This is a genomic window from Sphingomonas yunnanensis (assembly GCF_019898765.1).
GTDB lineage: Bacteria > Pseudomonadota > Alphaproteobacteria > Sphingomonadales > Sphingomonadaceae > Sphingomonas > Sphingomonas yunnanensis.
The window spans coordinates 710,029-732,982 of sequence record NZ_JAIOKB010000001.1 but is presented as its reverse complement, the minus strand read 5'-3'; the positions used below and the strand labels follow the sequence as shown (position 1 = coordinate 732,982).

At 70.7% G+C, this 22,954-nt stretch carries 20 protein-coding genes; 9 read left to right on the top strand and 11 right to left on the bottom strand.

What is annotated here, in order from left to right:
- Position 1: 1 nt before the first annotated feature.
- The 4 genes from K7957_RS03530 to K7957_RS03515 all read right to left on the bottom strand — a co-directional run bounded on the left by K7957_RS03530 (position 2) and on the right by K7957_RS03515 (position 5,340).
- The gene (locus K7957_RS03530) at positions 2-1,180 is read right to left on the bottom strand and encodes a zinc-dependent alcohol dehydrogenase (protein WP_223010567.1); all 1,179 of its coding nucleotides are present in this window, start codon (positions 1,178-1,180) and stop codon (positions 2-4) included.
- The gene (locus K7957_RS03525; protein ID WP_223010566.1) at positions 1,177-1,767 is read right to left on the bottom strand and encodes an SRPBCC family protein; all 591 of its coding nucleotides are present in this window, start codon (positions 1,765-1,767) and stop codon (positions 1,177-1,179) included. Before K7957_RS03525 ends, K7957_RS03530 begins: the two co-directional genes overlap by 4 nt.
- A 97-nt stretch (positions 1,768-1,864) precedes the next feature.
- Positions 1,865-2,860, bottom strand: a complete 996-nt coding sequence (locus tag K7957_RS03520) for an SDR family oxidoreductase (protein WP_223010565.1) — start codon at positions 2,858-2,860, stop codon at positions 1,865-1,867.
- Between the two features lie 443 nt (positions 2,861-3,303).
- Positions 3,304-5,340: an NAD(+) synthase gene (locus K7957_RS03515; RefSeq protein WP_223010564.1), complete on the bottom strand. Its 2,037-nt coding sequence runs from the start codon at positions 5,338-5,340 to the stop codon at positions 3,304-3,306.
- Positions 5,341-5,430: 90 nt separating this feature from the next.
- Here K7957_RS03515 and K7957_RS03510 point away from each other — a divergent pair, with 90 nt between their 5' ends.
- The 8 genes from K7957_RS03510 to K7957_RS03475 all read left to right on the top strand — a co-directional run bounded on the left by K7957_RS03510 (position 5,431) and on the right by K7957_RS03475 (position 13,925).
- Positions 5,431-8,313, top strand: a complete 2,883-nt coding sequence (locus tag K7957_RS03510) for a PAS domain S-box protein (RefSeq protein ID WP_223010563.1) — start codon at positions 5,431-5,433, stop codon at positions 8,311-8,313.
- Positions 8,314-8,403: 90 nt separating this feature from the next.
- On the top strand, positions 8,404-9,333 hold the full coding sequence (locus K7957_RS03505) for an RcnB family protein (RefSeq protein ID WP_223010562.1): 930 nt from the start codon (positions 8,404-8,406) through the stop codon (positions 9,331-9,333).
- A gap of 58 nt (positions 9,334-9,391) precedes the next feature.
- A complete protein-coding gene (locus tag K7957_RS03500; RefSeq protein WP_223010561.1) occupies positions 9,392-10,120 on the top strand; it encodes a prolyl hydroxylase family protein in 729 nt (242 codons plus the stop codon).
- Between the two features lies 1 nt (position 10,121).
- On the top strand, positions 10,122-11,162 hold the full coding sequence (locus K7957_RS03495; protein ID WP_223010560.1) for a COX15/CtaA family protein: 1,041 nt from the start codon (positions 10,122-10,124) through the stop codon (positions 11,160-11,162).
- 149 nt (positions 11,163-11,311) lie between these two features.
- Positions 11,312-11,791, top strand: a complete 480-nt coding sequence (gene rplM, locus K7957_RS03490; protein WP_223010559.1) for a 50S ribosomal protein L13 — start codon at positions 11,312-11,314, stop codon at positions 11,789-11,791.
- On the top strand, positions 11,791-12,339 hold the full coding sequence (rpsI, locus tag K7957_RS03485) for a 30S ribosomal protein S9 (protein WP_223010558.1): 549 nt from the start codon (positions 11,791-11,793) through the stop codon (positions 12,337-12,339). The genes rplM and rpsI overlap by 1 nt, the downstream gene beginning before the upstream one ends.
- Before the next feature lie 300 nt (positions 12,340-12,639).
- Positions 12,640-13,281: a class I SAM-dependent methyltransferase gene (locus tag K7957_RS03480; protein WP_246616625.1), complete on the top strand. Its 642-nt coding sequence runs from the start codon at positions 12,640-12,642 to the stop codon at positions 13,279-13,281.
- Positions 13,281-13,925, top strand: a complete 645-nt coding sequence (locus K7957_RS03475; protein WP_223010556.1) for a DUF962 domain-containing protein — start codon at positions 13,281-13,283, stop codon at positions 13,923-13,925. The genes K7957_RS03480 and K7957_RS03475 overlap by 1 nt, the downstream gene beginning before the upstream one ends.
- Positions 13,926-14,066: 141 nt before the next feature.
- On the opposite strand, the gene K7957_RS03470 is transcribed toward K7957_RS03475, so the two are convergent.
- A complete protein-coding gene (locus K7957_RS03470; protein ID WP_223010555.1) occupies positions 14,067-15,722 on the bottom strand; it encodes an aminotransferase class III-fold pyridoxal phosphate-dependent enzyme in 1,656 nt (551 codons plus the stop codon).
- 38 nt (positions 15,723-15,760) lie between these two features.
- Here K7957_RS03470 and asd point away from each other — a divergent pair, with 38 nt between their 5' ends.
- The gene (gene asd / locus K7957_RS03465) at positions 15,761-16,612 is read left to right on the top strand and encodes an archaetidylserine decarboxylase (RefSeq protein ID WP_223010554.1); all 852 of its coding nucleotides are present in this window, start codon (positions 15,761-15,763) and stop codon (positions 16,610-16,612) included.
- A gap of 193 nt (positions 16,613-16,805) precedes the next feature.
- On the opposite strand, the gene acs is transcribed toward asd, so the two are convergent.
- The 6 genes from acs to recR form a co-directional block, all read right to left on the bottom strand.
- On the bottom strand, positions 16,806-18,734 hold the full coding sequence (gene acs, locus K7957_RS03460; RefSeq protein WP_223010553.1) for an acetate--CoA ligase: 1,929 nt from the start codon (positions 18,732-18,734) through the stop codon (positions 16,806-16,808).
- 43 nt (positions 18,735-18,777) lie between these two features.
- Positions 18,778-19,479: an inner membrane-spanning protein YciB gene (locus K7957_RS03455; protein ID WP_223010552.1), complete on the bottom strand. Its 702-nt coding sequence runs from the start codon at positions 19,477-19,479 to the stop codon at positions 18,778-18,780.
- Entirely contained in the window at positions 19,476-20,408 is a 933-nt protein-coding gene (gene ftsY, locus K7957_RS03450; protein ID WP_223010551.1) for a signal recognition particle-docking protein FtsY, read from the bottom strand. The genes K7957_RS03455 and ftsY overlap by 4 nt, the downstream gene beginning before the upstream one ends.
- Positions 20,405-21,589, bottom strand: coding sequence for a MiaB/RimO family radical SAM methylthiotransferase (locus K7957_RS03445; RefSeq protein ID WP_223010550.1), 1,185 nt, complete (start codon positions 21,587-21,589; stop codon positions 20,405-20,407). Before K7957_RS03445 ends, ftsY begins: the two co-directional genes overlap by 4 nt.
- A 159-nt stretch (positions 21,590-21,748) precedes the next feature.
- Complete coding sequence (gene def, locus K7957_RS03440) at positions 21,749-22,282, bottom strand: peptide deformylase (RefSeq protein ID WP_223010549.1); 534 nt, start codon at positions 22,280-22,282, stop codon at positions 21,749-21,751.
- A gap of 45 nt (positions 22,283-22,327) precedes the next feature.
- Positions 22,328-22,924 (bottom strand): recombination mediator RecR, encoded by a 597-nt coding sequence (gene recR / locus K7957_RS03435; RefSeq protein WP_223011104.1) that lies wholly within the window; start codon positions 22,922-22,924, stop codon positions 22,328-22,330.
- Between the last annotated feature and the right edge of the window lie 30 nt (positions 22,925-22,954).

The following is a 22,954-nucleotide window of genomic DNA, read 5'->3' as shown; positions in this document are numbered from 1 at the left end:
CTCAGTCCAGACCGGGCTTGAGCACGATCTTGGTGACCTCATTCTGTTGGTCGTGGAACATCTTGTAGCCCTCGGGCCCGTCGCTCAGCGGCATCCGGTGCGAGATCAGGAACTCGGTGTCGATCTTGTCCTCCAGGATCGCCTGGAGCAGCGCGGGCATGTAATGCTGGACGTGGGTCTGGCCGGTCTTGAGCGTCAGCCCTTTCTCCATGAAGGCGCCGAGCGGCCATTTGTCGACGAAGCCGCCGTACACCGCCGGCATCGACACCCGACCGCCCTTCCGACAGGCGATGATCGCCTGGCGGTTGGCATGGGCGCGATCGGTGCCGAGGAAGGTCGACGCCTTGATCTGATCGAGCACGTTGTCGACGAAGAAGCCGTGCGCCTCGAGCCCGACCGAGTCGATCACCGCGTCGGGGCCGATCCCGCCGGTCATCACCATCAATGCCTCGTAGACCGCGCTCTCCTCGAAGTTGATCGTCTCCGCGCCGAACCGCTTGGCGAGCGCGAGACGGTTCGGGAAGTGATCGATCGCGATCACGCGCTCGGCGCCCATCAGGAAGGCCGATTGTACCGCGAACAGGCCGACCGGGCCGCAGCCCCAGACCGCGACGGTGTCGCCCGGCTCGATGTCGGCATTCTCGGCGGCCATCCAGCCGGTGGGGAGGATGTCCGAGAGGAACAGCACCTTGTCATCCTCGACGCCGTCGGGGATGACGATCGGGCCGACGTCGCTGAACGGCACGCGGACATATTCGGCCTGGCCGCCGGCATAGCCGCCGGTCATGTGGCTGTAGCCGAACAGCCCCGCCATCGGCTGGCCGTACAACTCCTGGGCGATATCCTGGTTGTCGGCGGGCAGGCCGTTGTCGCAGGCCGAGTACTGATGCTTCGAGCAATGGTAGCAGCTGCCGCACGAGATGGTGAAGGGCACCACCACGCGCTGTCCCTTCTTGAGCGTCGACTTGGGGCCGACTTCGACCACCTCGCCCATGAACTCGTGGCCGAGTATGTCGCCCGACTGCATCGTCGGGATATAGCCGTCGTAGAGGTGGAGGTCCGAGCCGCAGATCGCGGTGGAAGTCACCTTGATGACGCAGTCGCGCGGGTTCACGATACCGGGATCGTCGACCGTGTCGACGCGGACGTCATGCTTGCCATGCCAGGCGATCGCCTTCACAGCCCCATCTCCTCATATTGCCGACGGTTCATCGCGGGGGTTGCGATCTCCCCGGTCTCGAGCAACTGCTTGAGCCGGCGCAGGTCGCGGCGCGCCTGGATCGCGGGTTCGCGCTGGAACATCTTGGCGATCACCTTGCCGATCACGCCGCCCGGCGGGTCGTAGAGGATCGTTGCGACGATCACGGTACCGCGCGCACCGGCGTCGTGGAACTCGACTTGACCCGAGTTGGGCACGTCCGCGCCATCCCCGCTGGTCCAGGCAAGGAGGCGGTTCTCCTCCTCCGCCGTGAGCCGCGCGTCCCACTCGACGGTGCCGCCCGCGGGCGCCTTCACGACCCAGTGCGAGCGCTGCCGGTCGAAAACGTCGACCCGCTCGACGTTCTCCATGAAGCTGGGGAAGTTGGCGAAGTCGCGGAAGTAGGCGAACACCTCCGCGACGGGGCGGTTGATCGTCACCGCGCGCGCGGTGATCTGCGTGCCGCTCGCCTCGGGGATCGACGACTTGGCACGCTCGACCGCGTCGCGCTGCTTCGAGGTGGCGAGGGGGGCATCGTCGGTCTGCTGGTGCAGCAGCTGGTCGGCCATCACGCGCTCCTTCGTGTCTGCTGCCCCATCAAGCGCGCGCTATCGCGATACGTTCCTCATCGAAATCAACAGCTTGATTCAGCTTAACAAGCTTGTCTCACGGATTACCCTTGCCGCCATGCGCCCCCACGGCGGTGCCGGTGGAGAAGCTGGTACCGTCCTCCGCGAGCGCGACGTAGAGCGGCGCGAGCTCGGCGGGCTGGCCGGCGCGGCCCATCGGCGTGTCCTGGCCGAACTTGCCCATCGTGCCGGGCAGCTGGCCGCCGGCGACCTGGAGCGGGGTCCAGATCGGGCCGGGCGCCACCATGTTGACGCGAATGCCCTTCTTGGCGAGCTGCTTGGCCAGACCCTTCGTGAAGATGAGGATCGCGCCCTTGGTCGAGGCATAGTCCAGCAGCTCCTCGCCGGGATCGTAGCTGTTGACCGAGCCGGTGTTGATGATCACCGAGCCCGGCGGCATCGACGGGATCGCGGCGCGGGCGATGCGGAACATCGCGAAGATGTTGGTCTCGAACGTGCGCACCATCTGCTCGTCGCTGATCTCGGCGATGTCCGGCTTGCTCTGCTGATAGGCGGCGTTGTTGACGAGCAGGTCGAGCCCGCCGAGCCCGCGCACCGCGTCGGCGACCAGCTTGGTGCAGGCGCGCTCGGTCCGGATGTCGGCGGGGAGCAGCACCGCCTTGCGTCCGGCCTGCTCGATCAGCGTCTTGACCTCCTGCGCGTCGGGCTCCTCGCTGGGATAATAGTTGATCGCGACGTCGGCGCCTTCGCGCGCGAACGCGATCGCGGCGGCGCGGCCGATCCCGCTGTCGCCGCCGGTGAGCAAGGCCTTGCGCCCGGCGAGCCGGCCCGAGCCGCGATAGCTGGTCTCGCCGCTGTCGGGACGCGGGTTCATCCTGGACTGGAGCGCGGGCCAGGGCTGGCGCTGCTCGGGGAAGGGCTGGCTGGTGTATCTGCTGCGCGGGTCGCTCAGCTTGGCCGGGCCGGACGGCTGCGCCGACCCGTCCTGTGCGGCCGCGCCGGTGGCGGTGAAGGCGAGGCCGGCGGCGGCGCCGCCCAGGATGGTGCGGCGCGTCGTGCCCTGATCGTCCATGTCGCTGGTCTCCGAGAGGTCTCCGTGGCGAACGGGTGAGCAGCGCGGAGGTTCAGTGCGTCGGGTCGTAGGGACGCGTGGGTGGTGCGAATGTCGAGTCACGGGCGAGATCGGTGGGGCGAACGTTGAGAGGCCGGTGACAAGGGATCAGTGACTTGGCCGGCGCGGCCGCGGCGAATGTTGCGAATGTTGAGCCGCTGGCGCGTGTCGGTGCGGGTCGCCTCTCTGCGTGGCGATATCGACCATGTCAAAGCGCGCGCCGGGATGGCGCTCGCCCAGCCAAGTAGCACAGCCGTAAGATCCTCCCCGCATGGCGGGGAGGGAACCGGCCGCAGGCTGGTGGAGGGGGGCTTCCTCAGGCGCGGTGCTTCGCGGCGAGCCCCCTCCACCACGCCCTTCGAGCGCGGTCTCCCCCCGCCACGCGGAGAGGATCTAGGCCCTCCTCACGGTCCGTTCGCCGCCAGTTCCGCCAGCCACGCCTTGGCGGTGCCATCCGACGGCGCGCGCCAGTCGCCGCGAGGCGACAAAGCGCCGCCCGCCGACACTTTCGGCCCGTTAGGGATCGCCGAACGCTTGAACTGGCTCGTCTGGAAGAAGCGCACGAGGAAGCGCTCGAGCCACAGCCGCACCGTGTCGAGGTCATATGCGGTGCGCGCCGCCTCGGGATAGCCGATCGGCCAGCGCCCCTGCTCCAGGTCGCGCCAGGCGTGCCACGCGAGGAACGCGATCTTCGACGGCGCCAGCCCGTGGCGGATCACGTAATGCGCGAAGAAGTCGTTGAGCGCATAGGGGCCGATCTTGCTCTCGGTGCTCTGCAGCGCCTCGCCCGGCACCAGTTCGGGCGAGATCTCCTGCGACAGGATGGCGTCGAGCACCGCGTTGGTCGGTGCGTCATATTGCCCGGTCGCGATCGCCCAGCGGATCAGGAACTGGATCAGCGTCTTGGGTACACCGGCGTTGACCGCATAATGGCTCATCTGGTCGCCGACACCGTACGTGCACCAGCCCAGCGCCAGCTCGCTGAGGTCGCCGGTGCCGACCACCAGGCCGTCGCGCTGATTGGCGATGCGGAAAAGGTAATCAGTGCGCAGCCCCGCCTGGACGTTCTCGAAGGTGACGTCATATACCGGCTCGCCGCGGCCGAAGGGATGGCCCATGTCCGCGAGCATGCGCGTCGCGGCGGGGCGGATGTCGATCTCCTCGGCGGTGATGCCGAGCGCGTCCATCAGTTTCCAGGCGTTGCTTTTGGTGCCCTCGCTGGTAGCGAAGCCGGGCAGGGTGATGCCGAGGATGTCGGTGCGCGGCCGTCCGAGCCGCTCGAGCGCCTTGGCCGCGACGATCAGCGCGTGCGTGCTGTCGAGCCCGCCAGACACGCCGATCACCAGCCGGCTGGCATTGGCCGCGACGAGCCGCTTGGCGACGCCCTCGACCTGGATGTTGAACGCCTCGTAGCAATCCTCGTCGAGCTTGGCGGGATCGTTGGGCGCGAAGGGAAAGCGGCGCAGATCGCGCTCCAGCCCGACGTCGGCGAAGTCGGGTCGGTGCGCGAAGCCGATCCGGCGGAAGCGCGTCTCGGGATGGCCGAGCAAAGCGGCGCTGTCGTTGAACGTGCCGTAGCGCAGCCGCTCCTGCGCGAGCCGCTCGAGGTCGACGTCGGCGACCACCAGCTCGGGCTCGTGCGCGAAGCGGGTCGACTCCGCGAGCAGCTCGCCGAGCTCGTGCACCGTGCCCTGTCCGTCCCAGGCGAGGTCGGTGGTGCTCTCGCCCGGTCCCGCGGCGGAATAGACATAGGCGCAGATCGCGCGCGCCGACTGCGACGCCGAGAGCATCATCCGCTCGCGCGACTTGCCGATCACCACGTTCGAGGCGGAGAGATTGGCGCACACCAGCGCGCCGGCCAGCGCCCCCAGCGTCGAGGGCGGGGTGGGGGACCAGTAATCCTCGCAGATCTCGGCGTGGAACACGAAGCGCCGCAGGTCGTCCGCGGCGAAGATGAGGTCGCTGCCGAACGGTACGTCCTCGTCGCCGAGGCGGATCGTCAGCCCGGTCAGCCCAGCGCCGCTGGCGAACCAGCGCTTCTCGTAATATTCGCGGTAATTGGGGAGGAAGGTCTTGGGCACGACCCCGAGCATCCGGCCGCGCGCGATCGCCAGCGCACAATTGTAGAGCCGGCCCTCCCGCTCGAGCGCGGCGCCGACGAGCAGCACGGGGCGCAGCTCGGCCGAGGCTGCCACCACCGACGTGACCGCCGCGCGGGTCGCGCGCTGCGACGCCGACTGGAGATGCAGGTCGTCGATCGCGTAGCTGCTGAGGTTGAGCTCGGGGAAGACGACGAGGTCGACCGCCCCCGCGTCCGCGCGTCGCGCCAGCGCGATCGTCGCCTCGGCGTTGAAGGCGGGGTCGCCGACGCTGGCAGGCGGGGTGGCCGCGGCGACGCGCAGCAGGCCGTGGTGGTGGATCGAGCGGAAGGCCGGGTTCATGCCCATGGCCTAGCCGCCCGCGCGCGACGCCACCACCCGGCGCATCTTAACTTCTCTCAGTCGCCGCACCGCGCTAGGCTGATGGACGCGATGAACCAACCGCTAACCTCGGCGAGCGATCCGACCTTGTTGTTCGCGCACGGCGGCGAGATGGGCCAGCGGATCCTGGCGCATGATTGGTCGGCCTCGCCGCTCGGCCCGATCGCCGGCTGGCCCGCCGAGCTGCGCAACGCGCTGGCGCTGGCGCTGCCCGCGCGAGTCGAGATCGTGCTGTTCTGGGGCCCCGACCATGTCGCGCTCTACAACGACGCCTATGCTCCGACGATCGGCGCCAAACACCCGCACGCGCTGGGCCAGCCCGGCCGCCTGGCGTGGAGCGAGCTGTGGGACGATCTCGAGCCGCTGCTCGCGCACGTGCGAAGCACCGGCGAGACCTTCGCCGCCAAGGACCGCCCCTTCTACATCGAGCGCGGCGCGCAGGGCGAGACGGTCTATTTCGACGTGAGCTACTCCCCGGTGCCGCTGGCGGACGGCAGCGTCGGCGGTGTGCTGTGCATCGTCTCGGAGACCACGGCGCGGGTGCGTGCCGCGCGCGCGATGGCGGAGGACCGCGAGCGGCTGCGCGAGATGTTCGACCAGGCGCCCGGCTTCATCGCGGTGCTCCGCCAGCCCGGGCATGTCATCGAGCTCGCCAACGCGTCGTACCGGCGGCTGTTCGGCGGGCGCGACGTGGTCGGGCGCCCACTCGCCGAGGCGGTCCCCGAGGTGACCCAGCAGGGGCTGCTCGAGAGACTCGACGAAGTGGTGGCGACGGGCGCGCCCTATCGCGGCAGCGACGTGGCGCTGCTGCTGCCGCGTGACGGCGGCAAGGCGGAGGAACGGCGGCTCGACTTCATACTCCAGCCGATCACCGACTCGAGCGGCGCGGTGACCGCGGTGTTCGTCGAGGGGATCGACGTCACCGGACGGCACCGCGCCGAGCGCGCGCTGGCGCTGAGCCGCGATTCGCTCGAGCTCGCCACTGAGGCGGGCGAGATCGGCACCTGGAACTATGATCTCGCGACCGACCGGTTCACCTGCTCGCCGCGGACCTGGGCCATGTTCGGCATCAGCCCCGGCCCGGCGCAGGCGCTCGCCGAGTTCGGCGAGCTGCTTCATCCCGAGGACCGGCCGCAAACGCGCGAGGCCTTCCTCGCCGCGATCGATCCGGCGCGGCGCGAGCGCTACGACATAGAGTATCGCACGCGCCCCGCCGCGGACGGCTCGTTCCGCTGGCTCGCGGTGCGCGGGCGCGGGCTGTTCGAGGGCGACCGTTGCGTGCGCGCGATCGGCACCGTGATCGACATCACCGCGCGCAAGCGTGAGGCCGACGCGCTGCGCGAGAGCGAGGCGCGCTTCCGCATGCTCGCGGACAGCTTGCCCGCGCTGGTGTGGCTGACCGACGCCGAGCTCAACCTCACCTTCGCCAGCGAGGGCTTCCGCACGATCCTCGGCGTCGCGCCCGAGGCAGTGGTGACAGGCGGCTGGCTCTCGCTGCTGCCGAGCGAGCTGCGCGCGGCGGCGGCGCGGCGGCTGGTCGAGCGGCAGCGCGCGCGCGACCCGCTGAGCGGCGACTATCGCCTGCTCACCCGCGCGGGCGGCGAGCGTTGGGTCCATGCCGAGGCGCGCCCGCGCTTTCTCGAGGGCACCTTCCTCGGCTATGTCGGCTGCGCGATCGACGTCACCGAGGCGCATCTCGCCGGCGAGCGACTCGAGGCGCGGGTCGAGGAGCGCACCGCCGAGCTCACCCGCCAGATCGCCGAGCGCGAGAGGGTGGAGGAGACGCTCCACCAGCTCCAGCGGCTCGAGGCGATCGGCCAACTCACCTCGGGCGTGGCGCATGACTTCAACAACCTGCTCACCGTGGTGCTCGGCAACGTCGAGATGGTATCGCGCGCCGCGGCGCGCGGGCCGCTGACGCCGCGCGCGCTCGAGCAGCTCGACCATGTCCGCGCCGCGGCCGAGCGCGGCGCGACGCTGACTGCGCAGCTGCTCGCCTTCTCGCGCCGGCAGCGGCTCGAGGCCAAGGTGGTCGACCTCAACGCCGCGGTGACGGGGCTGGTGCCGCTGCTCGAGAGTACGCTGGGGCGGTCGATCGCGATCGAGGCGGCGGTGTGCGGCCAGCCCTGGCCGGCGATGGTCGACCCGACCCAGCTCGAGCTGATCCTGCTCAACCTCGCGATCAACGCGCGCGACGCCATGCCGGGGGGCGGGACGCTGCGGGTGAGCACCGCCAACGTCGCGCTCGGCGCGCCGGTGCGGCCGGAGGAGCCGTCCGCGGGCGATTACGTCCGGGTCGCGGTGAGCGACACCGGGACTGGCATGACGCCCGACGTGCTGGCACGCGCGTTCGAGCCCTTCTTCACTACCAAGGAGGTGGGCAAGGGCTCGGGGCTGGGGCTGGCGCAGGTGTTCGGCTTCGCCAAGCAATCGGGCGGCGGGGTGCGGATCGACACGCGGCCGGGCGAGGGCACGCGCGTCTCGGTCTACCTGCCGCGCGCCGCTGTGGCACCGAGCGAGGCGCCGGTAGGCGAGCCGCGCGACGGTGGCGGCTCGGTGGCAGGACGGCGCGTGCTGGTGCTCGACGACGAGGATCGCGTGCGCGAGATCACCGCCGACGCGCTGCGCGACGCCGGCTGCGGCGTGGTCGAGGCGGCGGACGGCGCCGCCGCGCTCGAAGCGCTCGACGCCGATCCCGCGATCGAGGCGGTGGTGGCCGACGTGGCGATGCCGCTGATGACGGGGGTCGAGTTCGCGCGCCGCGCGCGCCAGCGCCGTCCGGGGCTGCCGGTGCTGTTCGTCACCGGCTATGCCGACGCCGACGACCTCGCCGACGTGCCCGCGCCGCAGGTGATCCGCAAACCGCACACGCGCGCCCAGCTCGTCGAGCGCCTCGCCGCGCTGCTCGCGCCCGCCGAGCTGTCCCAAGGCTGACTGGCCGGTTCAGCGATGGTTCTATCATGCCGCGCTAGACCATGCGCATGATGGGGCCGGCTGGTGCGCCGGTGAGTGAGAGTGAAGGCCATGATCAAGGCGTTGGTGATGGGACTGCTGGCGAGCGCCGGGCTGGTGCCGGCGGCGTCGGCGCAGCAGGGCACGCTGCGCGACGCGATGCGCGCGCGGATGCAGACGCGGGTCGAGGCGCGCGGTGAGGCGCCGCGCGGCCCCGGGCCCCAGGCACCCGCGCCGCGCGCCGAGTGGAACCGGCCCGACCGTCCCGAGCATGTCGACACCGGCGGCTGGGCGCGACGCGAGCCCGGCACCGGCGGCCGCGGCGGCGACCGCGCCGGCTGGGCCGCGCCGGCCGCGCCCGTTCCGGCACCGGCGCCGCGTCCCGACGCGCGGCCGGGCGGCTGGGGCTATGGCGCTGCGCCAGCGGTGCGCGGTGACGCCGACCGTTCGCGGGCCGAGTGGCGCAGCGGGCGCGACCGCTCGCCCGGCTGGGACCGCCGCGACGACGCGCGCACCCGCGCCGACGGCGACTGGCGCAGCGCGCGCCGCGACGGCGGCTGGGAGCGGCGCGACCGCGACGACGGCGCCTGGCAGCGGCGCGATCCTGGCCACTACGCCTGGGGCAATGGCTCTAACGGGGGCTACAACGGAGGCTCAAACGGGGGCTGGGGCGGCCGCGACGACCGCGCGCGCTGGGACCGCGACTGGCGGCGCGACCAGCGCTACGACTGGAGCGGCTATCGCAGCAGCAACCGCTATGCCTATCGCCTGCCGCGCTATTACGCGCCTTATGGCTGGGGCGGGGGCTACACGCGCTTCGGCATCGGCGTGCGGATCGCGCCGACCTTGTTCGCGCGCAGCTACTGGATCGACGATCCCTACGCCTATCGTCTCCCCGACGCCTACGGGCCTTACCGCTGGGTGCGCTATTACGACGACGCGCTACTGGTCGAACTCGACAGCGGGCGGGTGGTAGACGTTATCTACGACATCTTCTGGTGAGCCCGGCGAGGGGGCGGGGTGGCTTGCGCGCCGCCCCGCGCCGCGCGATGGAGCCGGCATGGCCCTGACGACCCTCCCCCCGGGCGGCCCCTCGGTAGCGCGCGCCGCGATCGGCGCGGCGGTGGCCGCCAAGCTCGACGCCGATCCCAGGATGCAGCGCCTGCCGAGCGACCGCGTCGCAGCGTGGCGCTGTCTCGATTTCCTCGACCAGGCCTGGTGCGACTGGCTGATCCAGGTCATCGACTCGAACCGCCGCCCGTCCTCGCTGCTGAGCGACCGCGGTGACCCCAACAACCGCACCAGCGAGAGCTGCGACATGGACCGGTTCGCCGACGGCATCCGCCAGGTGGACGGGTCGATCGCCGCGCTGCTCGGCATCGCTGCGGAATATGGCGAGACGATGCAGGGGCAGCGCTACGCGCCCGGCCAGCTGTTTCGCACGCATCACGACTATTTTCACGAGGGCGAGAGCTACTGGCCGCGCATGCGCGAGAATGGCGGGCAGCGCACCTTCACCGCGATGATCTATCTGAACGAGGTGGAGGAGGGCGGGGCGACCTGGTTTCCGCAGGGCGGGCTGCGCGTGGCACCGCGACGCGGCATGCTGCTCGCCTGGGACAATATGAATCCCGACGGCAGCCCGAATACCGCCACGCTGCACGAGGGCATGGCCGTCGTCGAGGGCACCAAATATGTCGTCACCAAGTGGTTCCGCGAGGAGCCCTGGGGACGCGCCGCGCGCGCCGCGGCAGCGTCGACGGGCGCGCCCGCCTCTGCTAAAGGGTGACATGCTCCAGGCCAGCCCCGGTTTCTCGCTCACCACCCGCCCGCGCGCGATCGCGCGCTGGCTCTACTGTGTCGCCGCGCTGATCGTCGCGATGGTGGTGGTCGGCGGCATCACGCGGCTGACCGAATCGGGGCTGTCGATCACCGAGTGGAAGCCGATCTCGGGCGTGATCCCGCCGCTCACCACCGCGCAGTGGCAGGCCGAGTTCGCCGATTACCAGCGCATCCCCGAATATCAGCAGCTCAACCGCGGCATGACGCTCGACGGCTTCAAGGCGATCTTCTTCTGGGAATATGCCCACCGGCTGCTCGGTCGCGTGATCGGGCTGGCCTTCGCGCTGCCGTTGCTGTGGTTCGCGGTGAGGCGACAGGTGCCGCGCGGTCACGGCTGGCGGCTGGGCGCGCTGCTCGCGCTCGGCGGGCTGCAGGGCGCGATCGGCTGGTGGATGGTCGCCTCGGGCCTGTCGGTCCGCACCGACGTCAGCCACGTGCGACTCGCGGTGCATCTCGGCACCGCTCTGTTCATCCTCGCAGGGATCGTGTGGACCGCGCGCGACCTCGCCGCGCTCGCCGGCAACCCGCTGGCGCATCCGGCGCCGCTGCGCGCGCTGCCCGCGCTGACGCTCGCGCTGCTCGCGGTCCAGATCGTCTTCGGTGCGTTCACCGCGGGGCTCGACGCCGGCTATGCCTTCGCGAGCTGGCCGCTGATGGGCGACTCGCTCTTCCCCGCGGGCACGCCGATGGTCACGCCGGCGTGGCGCAACGCGGTCGACAACCCGATCGTGGTGCAGTTCATCCATCGCTGGTTCGCCTTCGTCGCGGCGGCGGGGCTGCTGCTGCTGGCGCACCGGGCGCGACAGGCACGCGCTTACCGCGCCGCGGCGGCGGTGGCGGTGCTGGTGGCGACGCAGGTCGCGCTCGGCATCGCGACGTTGCTCAGCGGCGTGGACCTGCCGATCGCGGTGGCGCATCAGGCCAACGCCGCGCTGCTGCTGATCAGCGCGGTCGTGGCGGCGCACGCGGTGGGCCGCAATCGCGCCTGATCGAGCTCCGGGTATTCTGTTACCCGTCGACAAATCCGCGGAAACCTTGACTTCGTGAGCTCATGGCGGCAATGCACCGCCATCGACGCGCAGGCCCGGCGGGGCGGCGCGTCTTTTCTATTCGAACGCGAACAGAGGTCACAGGCACCATGAAGGCGCTGATGAAGACCACCAAGGCGGCCAAGCCGCATGAGGTGGAGAAGAAGTGGCACATCGTCGACGCCGAGGGCCTGGTGGTCGGTCGTGCCGCGGTGGTGATCGCCAACGTGCTGCGCGGCAAGCACAAGACCAGCTTCACCCCGCACGTGGACTGCGGTGACAACGTCATCGTGATCAACGCCGACAAGGTGCGCTTCACCGGCAACAAGCTGACCGACAAGGTCTATTACAAGCACACCGGCTATGCCGGCGGGATCAAGGGCATCACGCCCGCCAAGGTGCTCGAGGGCCGCTTCCCCGAGCGCGTGCTCGAGAAGGCCGTCGAGCGGATGATCCCGCGCGGGCCGCTGGGCCGCCAGCAGATGCGCAACCTGCGCATCTACAAGGGCACCGAGCACCCGCACGAGGCGCAGAGCCCCGCGGTGCTCGACATCGCCGGCATGAACCGCAAGAACAAGGTGGGCGCATAATGACCGACAACCGCCAGTCCCTCTCCGACCTCGGCGCCGCACTCCAGGAGCAGCGCGAGACCCAGCAGGAGGGCGCCGACGCCTCCGCCGAAGCCTATCTCGCCGGCAACATCGAGGAGCCGGTACAGCGCGCCCCGCTGCGTGCGCAGGAGATCGACAAGCAGGGCCGTGCCTATGCCACCGGTCGCCGTAAGGACGCGGTCGCGCGCGTGTGGCTCAAGCCGGGTTCGGGCAAGATCACGATCAACGGTCGTGACCAGGAGATCTATTTCGCGCGCCCGACGCTGCGTCTCGTCATCAACCAGGTGTTCGGCATCACCGAGCGCGAGGGTCAGTATGACGTGGTCTGCACCGTCAAGGGCGGCGGGCTCTCGGGCCAGGCCGGTGCCGTGAAGCACGGCATCAGCCAGGCGATCACCAAGTATGAGCCAGTGCTGCGCGCGCCGGTGAAGGCGGCGGGCTTCCTCACCCGCGACAGCCGCGTCGTCGAGCGCAAGAAGTACGGCCGCGCGAAGGCGCGTCGCAGCTTCCAGTTCTCGAAGCGCTAAGCGGCGGCGTGGTGTGGTGCTCCTGCGCACGCAGGAGCCCAGAGCCACGAGCACCGGCCTTCGTCGCCCTGGGTTCCTGCGTGCGCAGGAACACGGAGCGACAGAGGGGACCCAGAAAGGGCGGTCCGGCGACGGGCCGCCCTTTCCTCATCGGGCGCATGTCATATCCATAACAGCCGCGTGACAGAACGCGTCACCGATCCGTCGTCAAGCTGACACGCAACAAGTGGAGAGAGGTCAGACATCACCGTCGCCCGATTGCGGGTCAAACGAAGGTAATGCGCTGACATGACAGCAGTGATGACGACGGCCGGGGTCGCCCAGGCCTATGATCGCTGGGCCCCGATCTACGATCTCGTGTTCGGGCCCGTCTTCCGCCAGGGCCGCGCCAGCGCGATCCGCGCCGCCGACCGGATCGGCGGCCGCATCCTCGAGGTGGGGGTCGGGACCGGCATCTCGCTGCCGGGCTATGCGCGCACCAGCCGGGTGACCGGCATCGACATCTCCGAGGACATGCTCGACAAGGCGCGCGCGCGCGTCCGCCGGCAGAACCTCCGCAACGTCGACGCGATCCGCGTCGGCGACGCCGAGGCGCTCGACTTCGAGGATCAGTCCTTCGACGTGGTGGTGGCGCAATATGTGGTCAGCGCGGTGGCCAACCCGGGGCGCGCGCTCGACGAGTTCGCACGCGTCTGCCGTCCGGGCGGCGAGATCATCATCACCACGCGCGTCGGCGCCGAGAAGGGCGTGCGCGGCACGATCGAGAAGACACTGATGCCGGTGACCAGCCGGCTCGGCTTCCGCACCGACTTCCCCTTCGCGCTCTATGCCGACTGGATCGCGGGGCGCGACGACGTCGCGCTGATCGAACGCCGCGAGATCCCGCCGCTCGGGCACTTCTCGCTGGTGCGCATCGCCAAGCTCGACCGGGAGGACCAGTGATGCCGACGATCCGCAAGCTCCGCTTCGAGGACGATCAGGGCAATCCCGGCTTCCGTGCGCAGCTCAAGGAGCAGCGCTGGGACGATCATCGCTTCTACCATCACAATCTGGTCAACCAGAGCCTGCACTTCGTCAGCGCGTGCACCTTCCTGGTGGCCTATGCTCTGTTGTTCGTCGACGCGGCCCTCGCGAGTCTGCTCGCCTGGGGCGTCGCGATGACGAGCCGCCAGGCCGGGCATTTCTTCTTCGAGCCCAAGGACTATGACCACGAGAACGGGGTCAGCCACGCGTACAAGGAAGAGGTCAAGGTCGGCTATAATCTCACGCGCAAGTACGTGCTGATGGGGTTATGGCTCGCGATCCCGCTGGTGCTCGCGCTCGAGCCGACCTTGTTCGGGCTGTTTGAGCGGCCCGGGGGACTGCTCGACTTCTTGCGCCACGTCGGTTTCGGCTGGCTATGCTTCGGCGTGGCCGCGATCCTGTTCCGCGTGACCCAGCTGTGGATCGAGCGCGACCTCGAGACCGGTATCGTCTGGGCGACCAAGATCGTCACCGATCCGTTCAGCGACTTCCGCCTCTACCGCACCGCGCCCGCGCGGCTGCTCAAGGGCGAGCGCAGCGAGGATCATCACGCCGCGGCGTGAGGCGAGAACGGAGGCGCCTTCCTCGCCTCCAGCATGATCCCCGGCGAAAGCCGGGGTCCAGTCGGGACGGTCGTCGTGAGGATCACTGCCGTCTCCCACCTGGGCCCCGGCTCTCGCCGGGGAACAAGTGAGGTAAGCGATCTACCCGCGCATCCTCGCCCGCAGCGACTCAGCGAGCGCCATCCGCCGCAGCTGCTTGTCGCTGACCGCGGGGCCGCTCCACCAGCCGTCCGCCTGCATCGCGCGCGCGGCGGCGACGAAGCGGCGGACGATCTCGTCGAACAGCGCCTCGTCCATGTCGAGGCTGAAGATCAGCCGCCCGGTGCCGACCCAGCTCAGCGCCAGCCCCTCGGCGCGGAGGTAATATTGCAGCATCCAATTGTAGCGCGACGCCCGCGTGTAGAGCACGGTCCAGATCGTCGAGAGGTTGGCAACCGCGACCGGCAGGTCCTCGGCGGCCAGGGCGGCGTTGAGCTGCGCCGCGCGCGCGTCCCATCGCGCGTCGAGCCCGTCGTACAGCGCCTGCACCGGGCGGGTCTCGAGCCGGCGCAGGAACGAGTCCATCGCCGCCATCACATAGGGATGCGCGTTGAAGGTGCCGCGCGCGAAGCAGATGTCGACCGGCCGGTCGTCGCGCCAGCGCTTCATCAGCGCGGCGCGTCCGGTGAGCACGCCGACCGGCAGCCCGCCGCCCAGCGTCTTGCCCCAGGTGATCAGGTCGGGCTCGACCCCGACGCGGCGCAGCAGGCTGCCCGGCGCGAGCCGGAATCCGACGAATACCTCGTCCGCGATCAGTACGATGCCGTTGGCGCGGCAGGTCTCGGCGAGGCGGTGGAGCCAGCGCGCATAGCCGTCGAGGTCGGCCCCGCCGCGGCGCGCGCTGTCGACCAGCTGGCTGTCCGACGGCGCGCCCGCGTTGGGATGGAGCGCCTGGAGCGGATTAACCAGCACGCAGGCAATGTCCTTGCGCGTGGCGAGCACGCGCAGCGTCTCGCCGCTCATCTCGGCGAGCGTCAGCGTGTGGTCGGCCGGGACGGGGTTGCCGATACCGGGCTGCACGTCGCCCCACCAGCCGTGATAGGCGCCGGCGAAGCGCACCAGCCGGCGCTTGCCGGTGTGATAGCGCGCCAGCCGCACCGCCTGCATCACCGCCTCGGTGCCCGACATATGGAACGACACCTCGTCGTGCCCCGACAGGGCGCGCAGCCGGCGAACATTGTCGGCCACGACCGGGTGATAGGCGCCGAGCAGCGCGCCGAGCGGCTCGGCGGCGGCGACCGCCTCGCGCAGCGTCTCCTTGTAGAAGTCGTTGCCGAACAGGTTGACGCCGTAGGAGCCGGCGCAGTCGATGAGCCGGTTGCCGTCGAGGTCGATCAGCCATGCGCCTTCCGTTCGCTCGACGAAGGCGCCGGTCGGCAGCTTGGCGCGTACCACCTCGGCGAAAGGGAAGGGAACGCGGTAGCGGCCCGTGAACCGCAGGTCGGACAGGCCGTTGCGGGTCTCGGCGGTGAGCGCGAGCGTCTTGGGGAAGCGCGCGGCATAGAGCTCGCTCAGCCGGCGGAAGCCGTCGCGGCGCCGCGCCGCGACCGCGTCGTCGCAGCGGTCGGCGCGGAAGAAACGCTCCTCCGGGTGGCTGTAATAAGGGATCTGTGCCGCCACGCGCTTGGCCATGCGGACGTGCCCGCCGAGCGAGGGATGTTTGGCGCGCGACAGGCGCAGCCGCTCGCGCCCCTTGCTGACCGCGAACAGGGTGGTGGCGACCGCGCCGGCCACCGCGACGAACGTCTTCTTCTCCATGCCTCCCCACAGACCCTCACGATGACGCAGGTGTGACAATGCGCTCGGCTTTCCTCCGCCTGCTGCTGCAGGAGGACCTCAACTTCCTGCTGACCAACCGCATCCCGCGACGCTGGGCGACCGGGCTGGTCGGGCGCATCGCCGCGGCGGAGCACCCGCTGGTGGCGCGGCCCGCGCTCGCGGCGTGGCGCTTCTTCTCCGACGTCGACCTCTCCGACGCCGCCACCACCGAGTTCCGCTCGCTGCGCGACGGCTTCGTCCGCCGGCTGCGACCCGGCGCGCGCGCCTATGACCGCGATCCCGCGACGCTGGCGAGCCCGTGCGACGCGATCCTCGGCGCGCACGGCCGGATCGAGGGGGACCGGGTCTATCAGGTGAAGGGCTTTCCCTACCGGCTGGGCGAGCTGGTCCCCGATCCCGCGCTGGTCGAGCGCTTTCGCGACGGCTGGTATCTGACGCTGCGGCTCACCGCGGCGATGTACCACCGCTTCCACGCGCCCGCCGACCTGACGGTGGAAGGGGTCACGTATCTCTCGGGCGACTGCTGGAACGTCAACCCGATCGCGCTCAAGCGGGTGGAGCAGCTGTTCTGCCGCAACGAGCGCGCGGTGATCGAGGCGAGCGCGGGCGGGCGGCCGCTGCTGCTCGTGCCCGTCGCGGCGATCCTGGTGGCGAGCATCCGGCTCGGCTTCCTCGACGTCGAGACGGTGCTGCGCGAGCAGGGCAGCGCACGCGCGGCCTGCGACGCGCGCCTCGGGAAGGGCGAGGAGATGGGATGGTTCGAGCATGGCTCGACGATCCTGCTGTTCCTTCCGCCCGCGGCGCGGCTGCGCGACGGGCTGCGGCTCGGCGACACGATCCGCGCGGGGCAGGTGCTGGCGGATTGGTGAGGAGAAAGGGGAGAAGTTGCGCCTTCGGTCTTTCCTCCTGGCGTCATCCTTAGCTCGTCTCAGGGTCCACGGTGCCGCGCACTCAGAGGCCGACGCGTGCGCGGCCCGTTGGACCCTGAAACGAGTTCAGGATGACGGCCAGAGGGGCAAGCGGGAGAAGGAGAAGAGCCGCGCTCGTCCGCCCTCGCACCGCTCACCCCACCCGATCCGCCACCAGCGCGTCGACCACCGACGGGTCCGCCAGCGTCGAGGTGTCGCCCAGCGCGCCGAGGTCGTTCTCCGCGATCTTGCGGAGGATGCGGCGCATGATCTTGCCCGAGCGCGTCTTGGGTAGCCCCGGTGCGAACTGGAGCGCGTCGGGGGTCGCGATCGGCCCGATCTCGTCGCGGACCCACTGCCGCAGCGCCGCGCGCAGCTCGTCGGAGGGCTGCTCGCCCGCGTTGAGCGTGACGAAGGCGTAGATGCCCTGGCCCTTCACCTCGTGCGGCATGCCCACCACCGCCGCCTCGGCGACGCTGGCATGCGCCACCAGCGCGCTCTCCACCTCGGCGGTGCCCATGCGATGGCCGCTGACGTTGATGACGTCGTCAACGCGGCCCGTGATCCAGTAATAATCGTCCGCGTCGCGGCGGCAGCCGTCGCCGGTGAAATACTTGCCGGGATAGGTCGTGAAATAAGTCTGGAAGAAGCGCTCATGGTCGTTCCACACCGTGCGCATCTGCCCCGGCCAGCTGTCGACCAGGCAGAGGTTCCCCTCGGTCGCGCCCTCGAGCACTTTGCCCTCGGCGTCGACGATCTGCGGCTGGACGCCGGGCAGCGGCGTGGTCGCCGATCCGGGCTTCAGGTCGGTGGCGTAGGGCAGCGGCGAGATCAGGATGCCGCCGGTCTCGGTCTGCCACCACGTGTCCACCACCGGGCAGCGCGAGTCGCCGACGACGCGATAGTACCAGTTCCACGCCTCGGGGTTGATCGGCTCGCCGACACTGCCGAGCAGCCGCAGCGAGGCGCGGCTGTGGCGAGTCACCCACTGGTCGCCCTCGCGCATCAGCGCGCGGATCGCGGTCGGCGCGGTGTAGAGGATGTTGACCCCGAGCCGGTCGACCGTCTCCCATAGCCGGCCGTGGTCGGGGTAGTTGGGTACGCCGTCGAACATCACCGTCGTGGCGCCGTTGGCGAGCGGGCCGTAGACGACATAGCTGTGGCCGGTGACCCAGCCGATGTCGGCGGTGCACCAGAATATCTCGCCGTCGCGATAATCGAAGACCTCCCTGAAGGTCTTGGCGACCCAGACGAGATAGCCGCCGGTGGTGTGGAGCACACCCTTGGGCTTGCCGGTCGAGCCCGAGGTATAGAGGATGAAGAGCGGGTCCTCGGCGCCCATCGGCTCGGGCGCGCACTCGGCGTCGACTCCCTCCAGCGCGTCGTGGAGCCAGACGTCGCGGTCCGCGGTCATCGCCACGTCCGCGCCGGTGCGGCGGATCACCAGCACCTTCTCGACGCCGGGGCAGTGCGCCACCGCCTTGTCGACGTTCGCCTTGAGCGGGATGCGCTTGCCGCCGCGGCAGCCCTCGTCGGCGGTGATGACGATCCGGGAGTCGCAGTCCTGAATGCGGTTGGCGAGGCTGTCGGGCGAGAAGCCGCCGAACACGATCGAGTGGATCGCGCCGACCCGCGTGCAGGCCAGCATCGCCGCGGCCGCCTCGGCAATCATCGGCAGGTAGAGCGTCACGCGGTCGCCGCGACGCACGCCGAGCGACTTGAGCACGTTGGCGAAGCGGCACATGTCGCGGTGCAACTCGCGATAGGTCAGCGTGCGGGTCTCGCCGGGCTCGTCGCCCTCCCACACGATCGCGACCTGATCGCCGCGGGTGGCGAGGTGGCGGTCGACGCAATTGACCGAGACGTTGAGCTCGCCGTCGGCGTACCAGCGGATGCGGAAGTCGGCCTCGTCGAACGACGTGTCCTTTACCTGGGTGAAGGGTGTGATCCAGTCGACCCGCCGCGCCTCGTCGCGCCAATAGCCTTCGGGATCGGCGACCGAGCGGCGATAGGCCTCCTCATAGCCGGCGCGGTCGATGCTGTCGGGCAGGCCCGCCGGCGCGGGGTGACACGTCTCGCTCATCGCTCCTACTCTCTCCTCGATCCTTGTCGTCGCCGCGCTGGCCTCAGCCCTCGGGCGGCACCGGCGGTGCCTCGTCGCCCAGGTTGAGCCCGTGGCGCATCAGCATCGGCACGTTGGCGACCGCGAACAGCATCGTCACCGGGATGACCACCCAGACCTTGTAGATCGCCCACAGGTCCCAGCCGCGCTGCGCGCCGTACAGCGACGCGGCGCCGCGCCACACCGCCTCGTTGGCGAACGCCATGGCGAAGAAGAACCACACCCAGTTGAGCGTCAGCCGGTGCCAGCCGCGCTCGCTCAGCCCGGGGTAGCTCGACCCCATCAGCTGCTGGAGCAGCGGGCGCCCGGTCGCCGCGCCGAAGCCCAGGGTCGCGGCGAGCAACGCGTAGACGATCGTCGGCTTGGTCTGGATGAAGCGTGGGTCGCGGAAGTACATCGTCAGCCCGCCGAACACGATCACCAGCCCGGCCGAGATCAGCAGCATCGGCGGCACGCGCCCGAGCTTCGCCTTGGCGATCACCAGCGCGACCACGCTCGCCAGCACGAAGGCGGCGGTCGCCACGATCACGCGCGCGAGCAGCAGCGCCTCGACCCGCCCGAGGTCCGACAAGGCCGGCGTGGCCGCCGCGACGAGCCGCCGCGCGCTCTCGCCGGGCAGCAGGAAGTTGACCGCGAAGAACACCGCCAGCGGCCCGTAATCGACCAGCGCGCGCGCGCCCGCGGACTCCTTCGGCGTCGCGCTCACTTGCGCGGCCCCGTGTCGACCCCAGCGATGATGCGGCTGAGCTCGCGCGCGTCGAACGGGCGGAGATCGTCCATCTGCTCGCCGACGCCGATGGCGTGGATCGGCAGGCCGTAGCGCTCCGCCGCCGCCACCAGCACGCCGCCGCGCGCGGTGCCGTCGAGCTTGGTCATGACGAGCCCGGTGACCCCCGCCACCTCCTTGAACACCTCGATCTGGTTGAGGGCGTTCTGCCCGGTGGTGGCGTCGAGCACCAGCAGCACGTCGTGCGGCGCGGCGGGGTTGAGCCGGCCGAGCACGCGACGGATCTTGGCGAGCTCGTCCATCAGCTCGCGCTTGTTCTGGAGCCGGCCGGCGGTGTCGACGATCAGCACGTCGGTGCCGATCTCGGTGGCCTTCTTCACCGCGTCCCACACGATCCCGGCGGCGTCGCCGCCCTCGGGACCGGTGACGATCGGCACGCCGATCCGCTCGGCCCAGGTGCGCAGCTGGCCAATCGCGGCGGCGCGGAACGTGTCGCCCGCGGCGAGCATCACGTGATAGTCCTGCTCGAGGAACAGATGCGCCAGCTTGGCGATCGTGGTGGTCTTGCCCGAGCCGTTGACGCCGATCACCAGCACCACCTGCGGGCGCGGGAAGGCGTCGATGCCGAGCGGCCTGGCGACCTGCGCCAGCACCTTCTCGACCTCCTCGGCGACGACGAGGCGGATGCCGAGCTCCTCCATGTTGCGCTCGAACGTGCCCTCGGCGAGGCGCGCGCGGACCCGCCCCGCGGTCTCCGGGCCGAGGTCTGAGCCGATCAGCGCTTCCTCGACCTCGTCGAGCGTCTGCTCCTCGAGGCGCGCGCCGCCGAGGCCGGCGAGGTTGCCGACCAGCCGGTCGGAGGTGCGGCGGAAGCCGCCCAGCAGCTTGTCATGCCAGCTCGTGCTCATGCGATGGTTCCGGTGAGATGGTCGGGCGCGGCGGCGACGATCGTGACGTCGCGCACGCTGCCGATGGGGAGGGGGGAGGCGAGGCGGACCTCGCTGAAATCGGGGGCATGGCCGCGGTCGCCGGGGCGCTCGACCAACACGCGCTGCACCGTGCCGACCTGGCGCGCGAGGCGGCACGCGAGCCGCGCCGCCGAGGCGGCGCGCAGCGTCGCGGCACGGGCGCGCGCGACCTCGGGCTCGACCTGCGGCATGCGGGCGGCGGGCGTCCCCGCGCGCGGCGAATAGGGAAAGACGTGCGCGTGGGTGATGTCGGCCTGCTCGACCAGCGCGAGCGTGTTGGCGAACATCGCCTCGTCCTCGGTCGGGAAGCCCGCGATCAGGTCCGCGCCGATCGCCAGTTCGGGGCGCGCCGCGCGCAGCCGCTCGATCACCGCGAGCGCCTCGGCGCGGCGGTGGCGCCGGCGCATGCGCCTGAGGATCAGGTCATCGCCCGCCTGGAGCGAGAGGTGGACGTGCGGCATCACGCGCGGCTCCTGGGTGAGCAGCGCGAACAGCGGGTCGTCGATCACGTGCGGGTCGAGCGAGGAGAGGCGAACCCGCTCCAGCCCGGGCACGCCGGCGAGCAGCCGCTTGACCAGCGCGGCGAGGCCGGCGCCGCGGTCGTCGTAGCTCGCGAGGTCGACGCCGCTCAGCACCACCTCGCGCTGCCCCGCCTCGACCAGCGCCGCGACGCGCGGGACGATCTCGGCGATCGCGTCGCTGCGGCTCGCGCCGCGACCCTGCGGGATCGCGCAGAAGGTGCAGGCATGGTCGCAGCCGTTCTGCACGCCGACGAAGGCGCGGGTCTGCGCGCGCGGCCGCGGCGCGTTGCCGCGCGGGCTCCCCCAGCTGGCGGGCAGCAGCTTGGCGGCGTTCGGGACGAGGCGGTCGACCTCGGGCATCGCGGCGAAGCCGGCGCGGTCCATCTCGGCGGCGCAGCCGGTGACCACCAGCTCGGTGTGCGGCAGGCGGCGCCGCAGCCGGCGCACCGCAACGCGCGTGTCGCGCATCGCCTGGTTGGTCACACCGCAGCCGTTCACCACCGCCACGCCCGCGCCGGCGAGCTGGCGGATCGCCTCGCTCTCGGCGATATTGAGGCGGCAGCCGAGCGTCACGACCTCGGGCTGGGGAACGACGGACATGGCGCGCGATCTAGGGGGCGGCGCGGGGGAAGTCGACCCTGTGAAAAGGGGCATGCAGCAACGGAGCGCGGCTGACCTTCTCACGCGCGTGATCCCGAACCCGTCGGATGAGAGGAGGGCGCGTTTCACGATGACGCGGCGCGCGCCGTCGCCCTGCGGTCACCCGCCGCGGCGGAGCTTGTCCAACTTCTTCAGCAACATGCCTCGCTTCAGCCGCGAGATATGGTCGATGAACAGCACGCCGTTGAGATGGTCGATCTCGTGCTGCATGCAGGTCGACATCAGCCCCTCGAACTCGGCCTCGTGGCGCTCGCCCGCGGTGTCACGCCAGGTGACGCGGCAGCGCTCCGGGCGGGTCACCTCGGCATATTGCTCGGGGATCGACAGGCAGCCCTCGTTGTAGCTCGACTGCTCCTCGCTGATCCAGCTGATCTCGGGGTTGATGAAGGCCTGGGGCGCGCGCGCGGCCTCGGGCGGCTCGCCCTCCTCGAGCTCGCGCTCCTGCAGGTCGATCACGACGATCCGCTGCAGGATGCCGACCTGGATCGCGGCCAGTCCGATGCCGCGCGCGTCGTACATCGTGTCGAACATGTCGGCGACGATGCCCCGCACCTCGTCGTTGACCTCGGCGACGGGCACGCAGGTCTCGCGCAGCCGCGCGTCGGGTACCTCTACGATCGGAAGAATGGCCATGCGCGCGAGCTAGGGGCACGCCGGAGAGGCGTCAAGCGAGCGCGGTCACGCCACCGGGCGGCGCGCGCGCAGCGCCTGCGCCAGCGTACCCTCGTCGAGATAGTCGAGCTCGCCGCCGACCGGCAGGCCGTGCGCCAGCTGGGTGAGCCGTACCGGGAAGCGCTCCAGCCGCTCGGCGAGATAGTGCGCGGTGGTCTGGCCTTCCAGCGTCGCGTTCATCGCCAGCACCACCTCGTCCACCCCGCCACCCGCGACACGCGCGAGCAGCGGCTCGACCGCGAGATCCTCGGGTCGCACCCCCTCCAGCGCGGAGAGCCGGCCGCCGAGCACGTGGAAGCGCCCCGGGAACAGCCGCGAGCGCTCCAGCGCCCAGAGATCGGCGACGTCCTCGACGACGCAGAGCGAGCGGTCGTCGCGGCGCGGGTCGGCGCAGATCGCGCACGGGTCGGTGGTGTCGACGTTGCCGCAAATCGAGCAGGTCGACAGCCGCTCCTCCACCGCGACCAGCGCCGAGCGCAGCGGCACCAGCGCGCCCTCGCGCTTCTTGACGAGGTGCAGCACCGCGCGCCGCGCCGAGCGCGGGCCGAAACCGGGGAGCCGCGCCAGCGCGTTGGTCAGCGCCTCGATCTCGGGGGATGCCATGCGGAACAGATAGGGGGTTGCGTCGCGCCG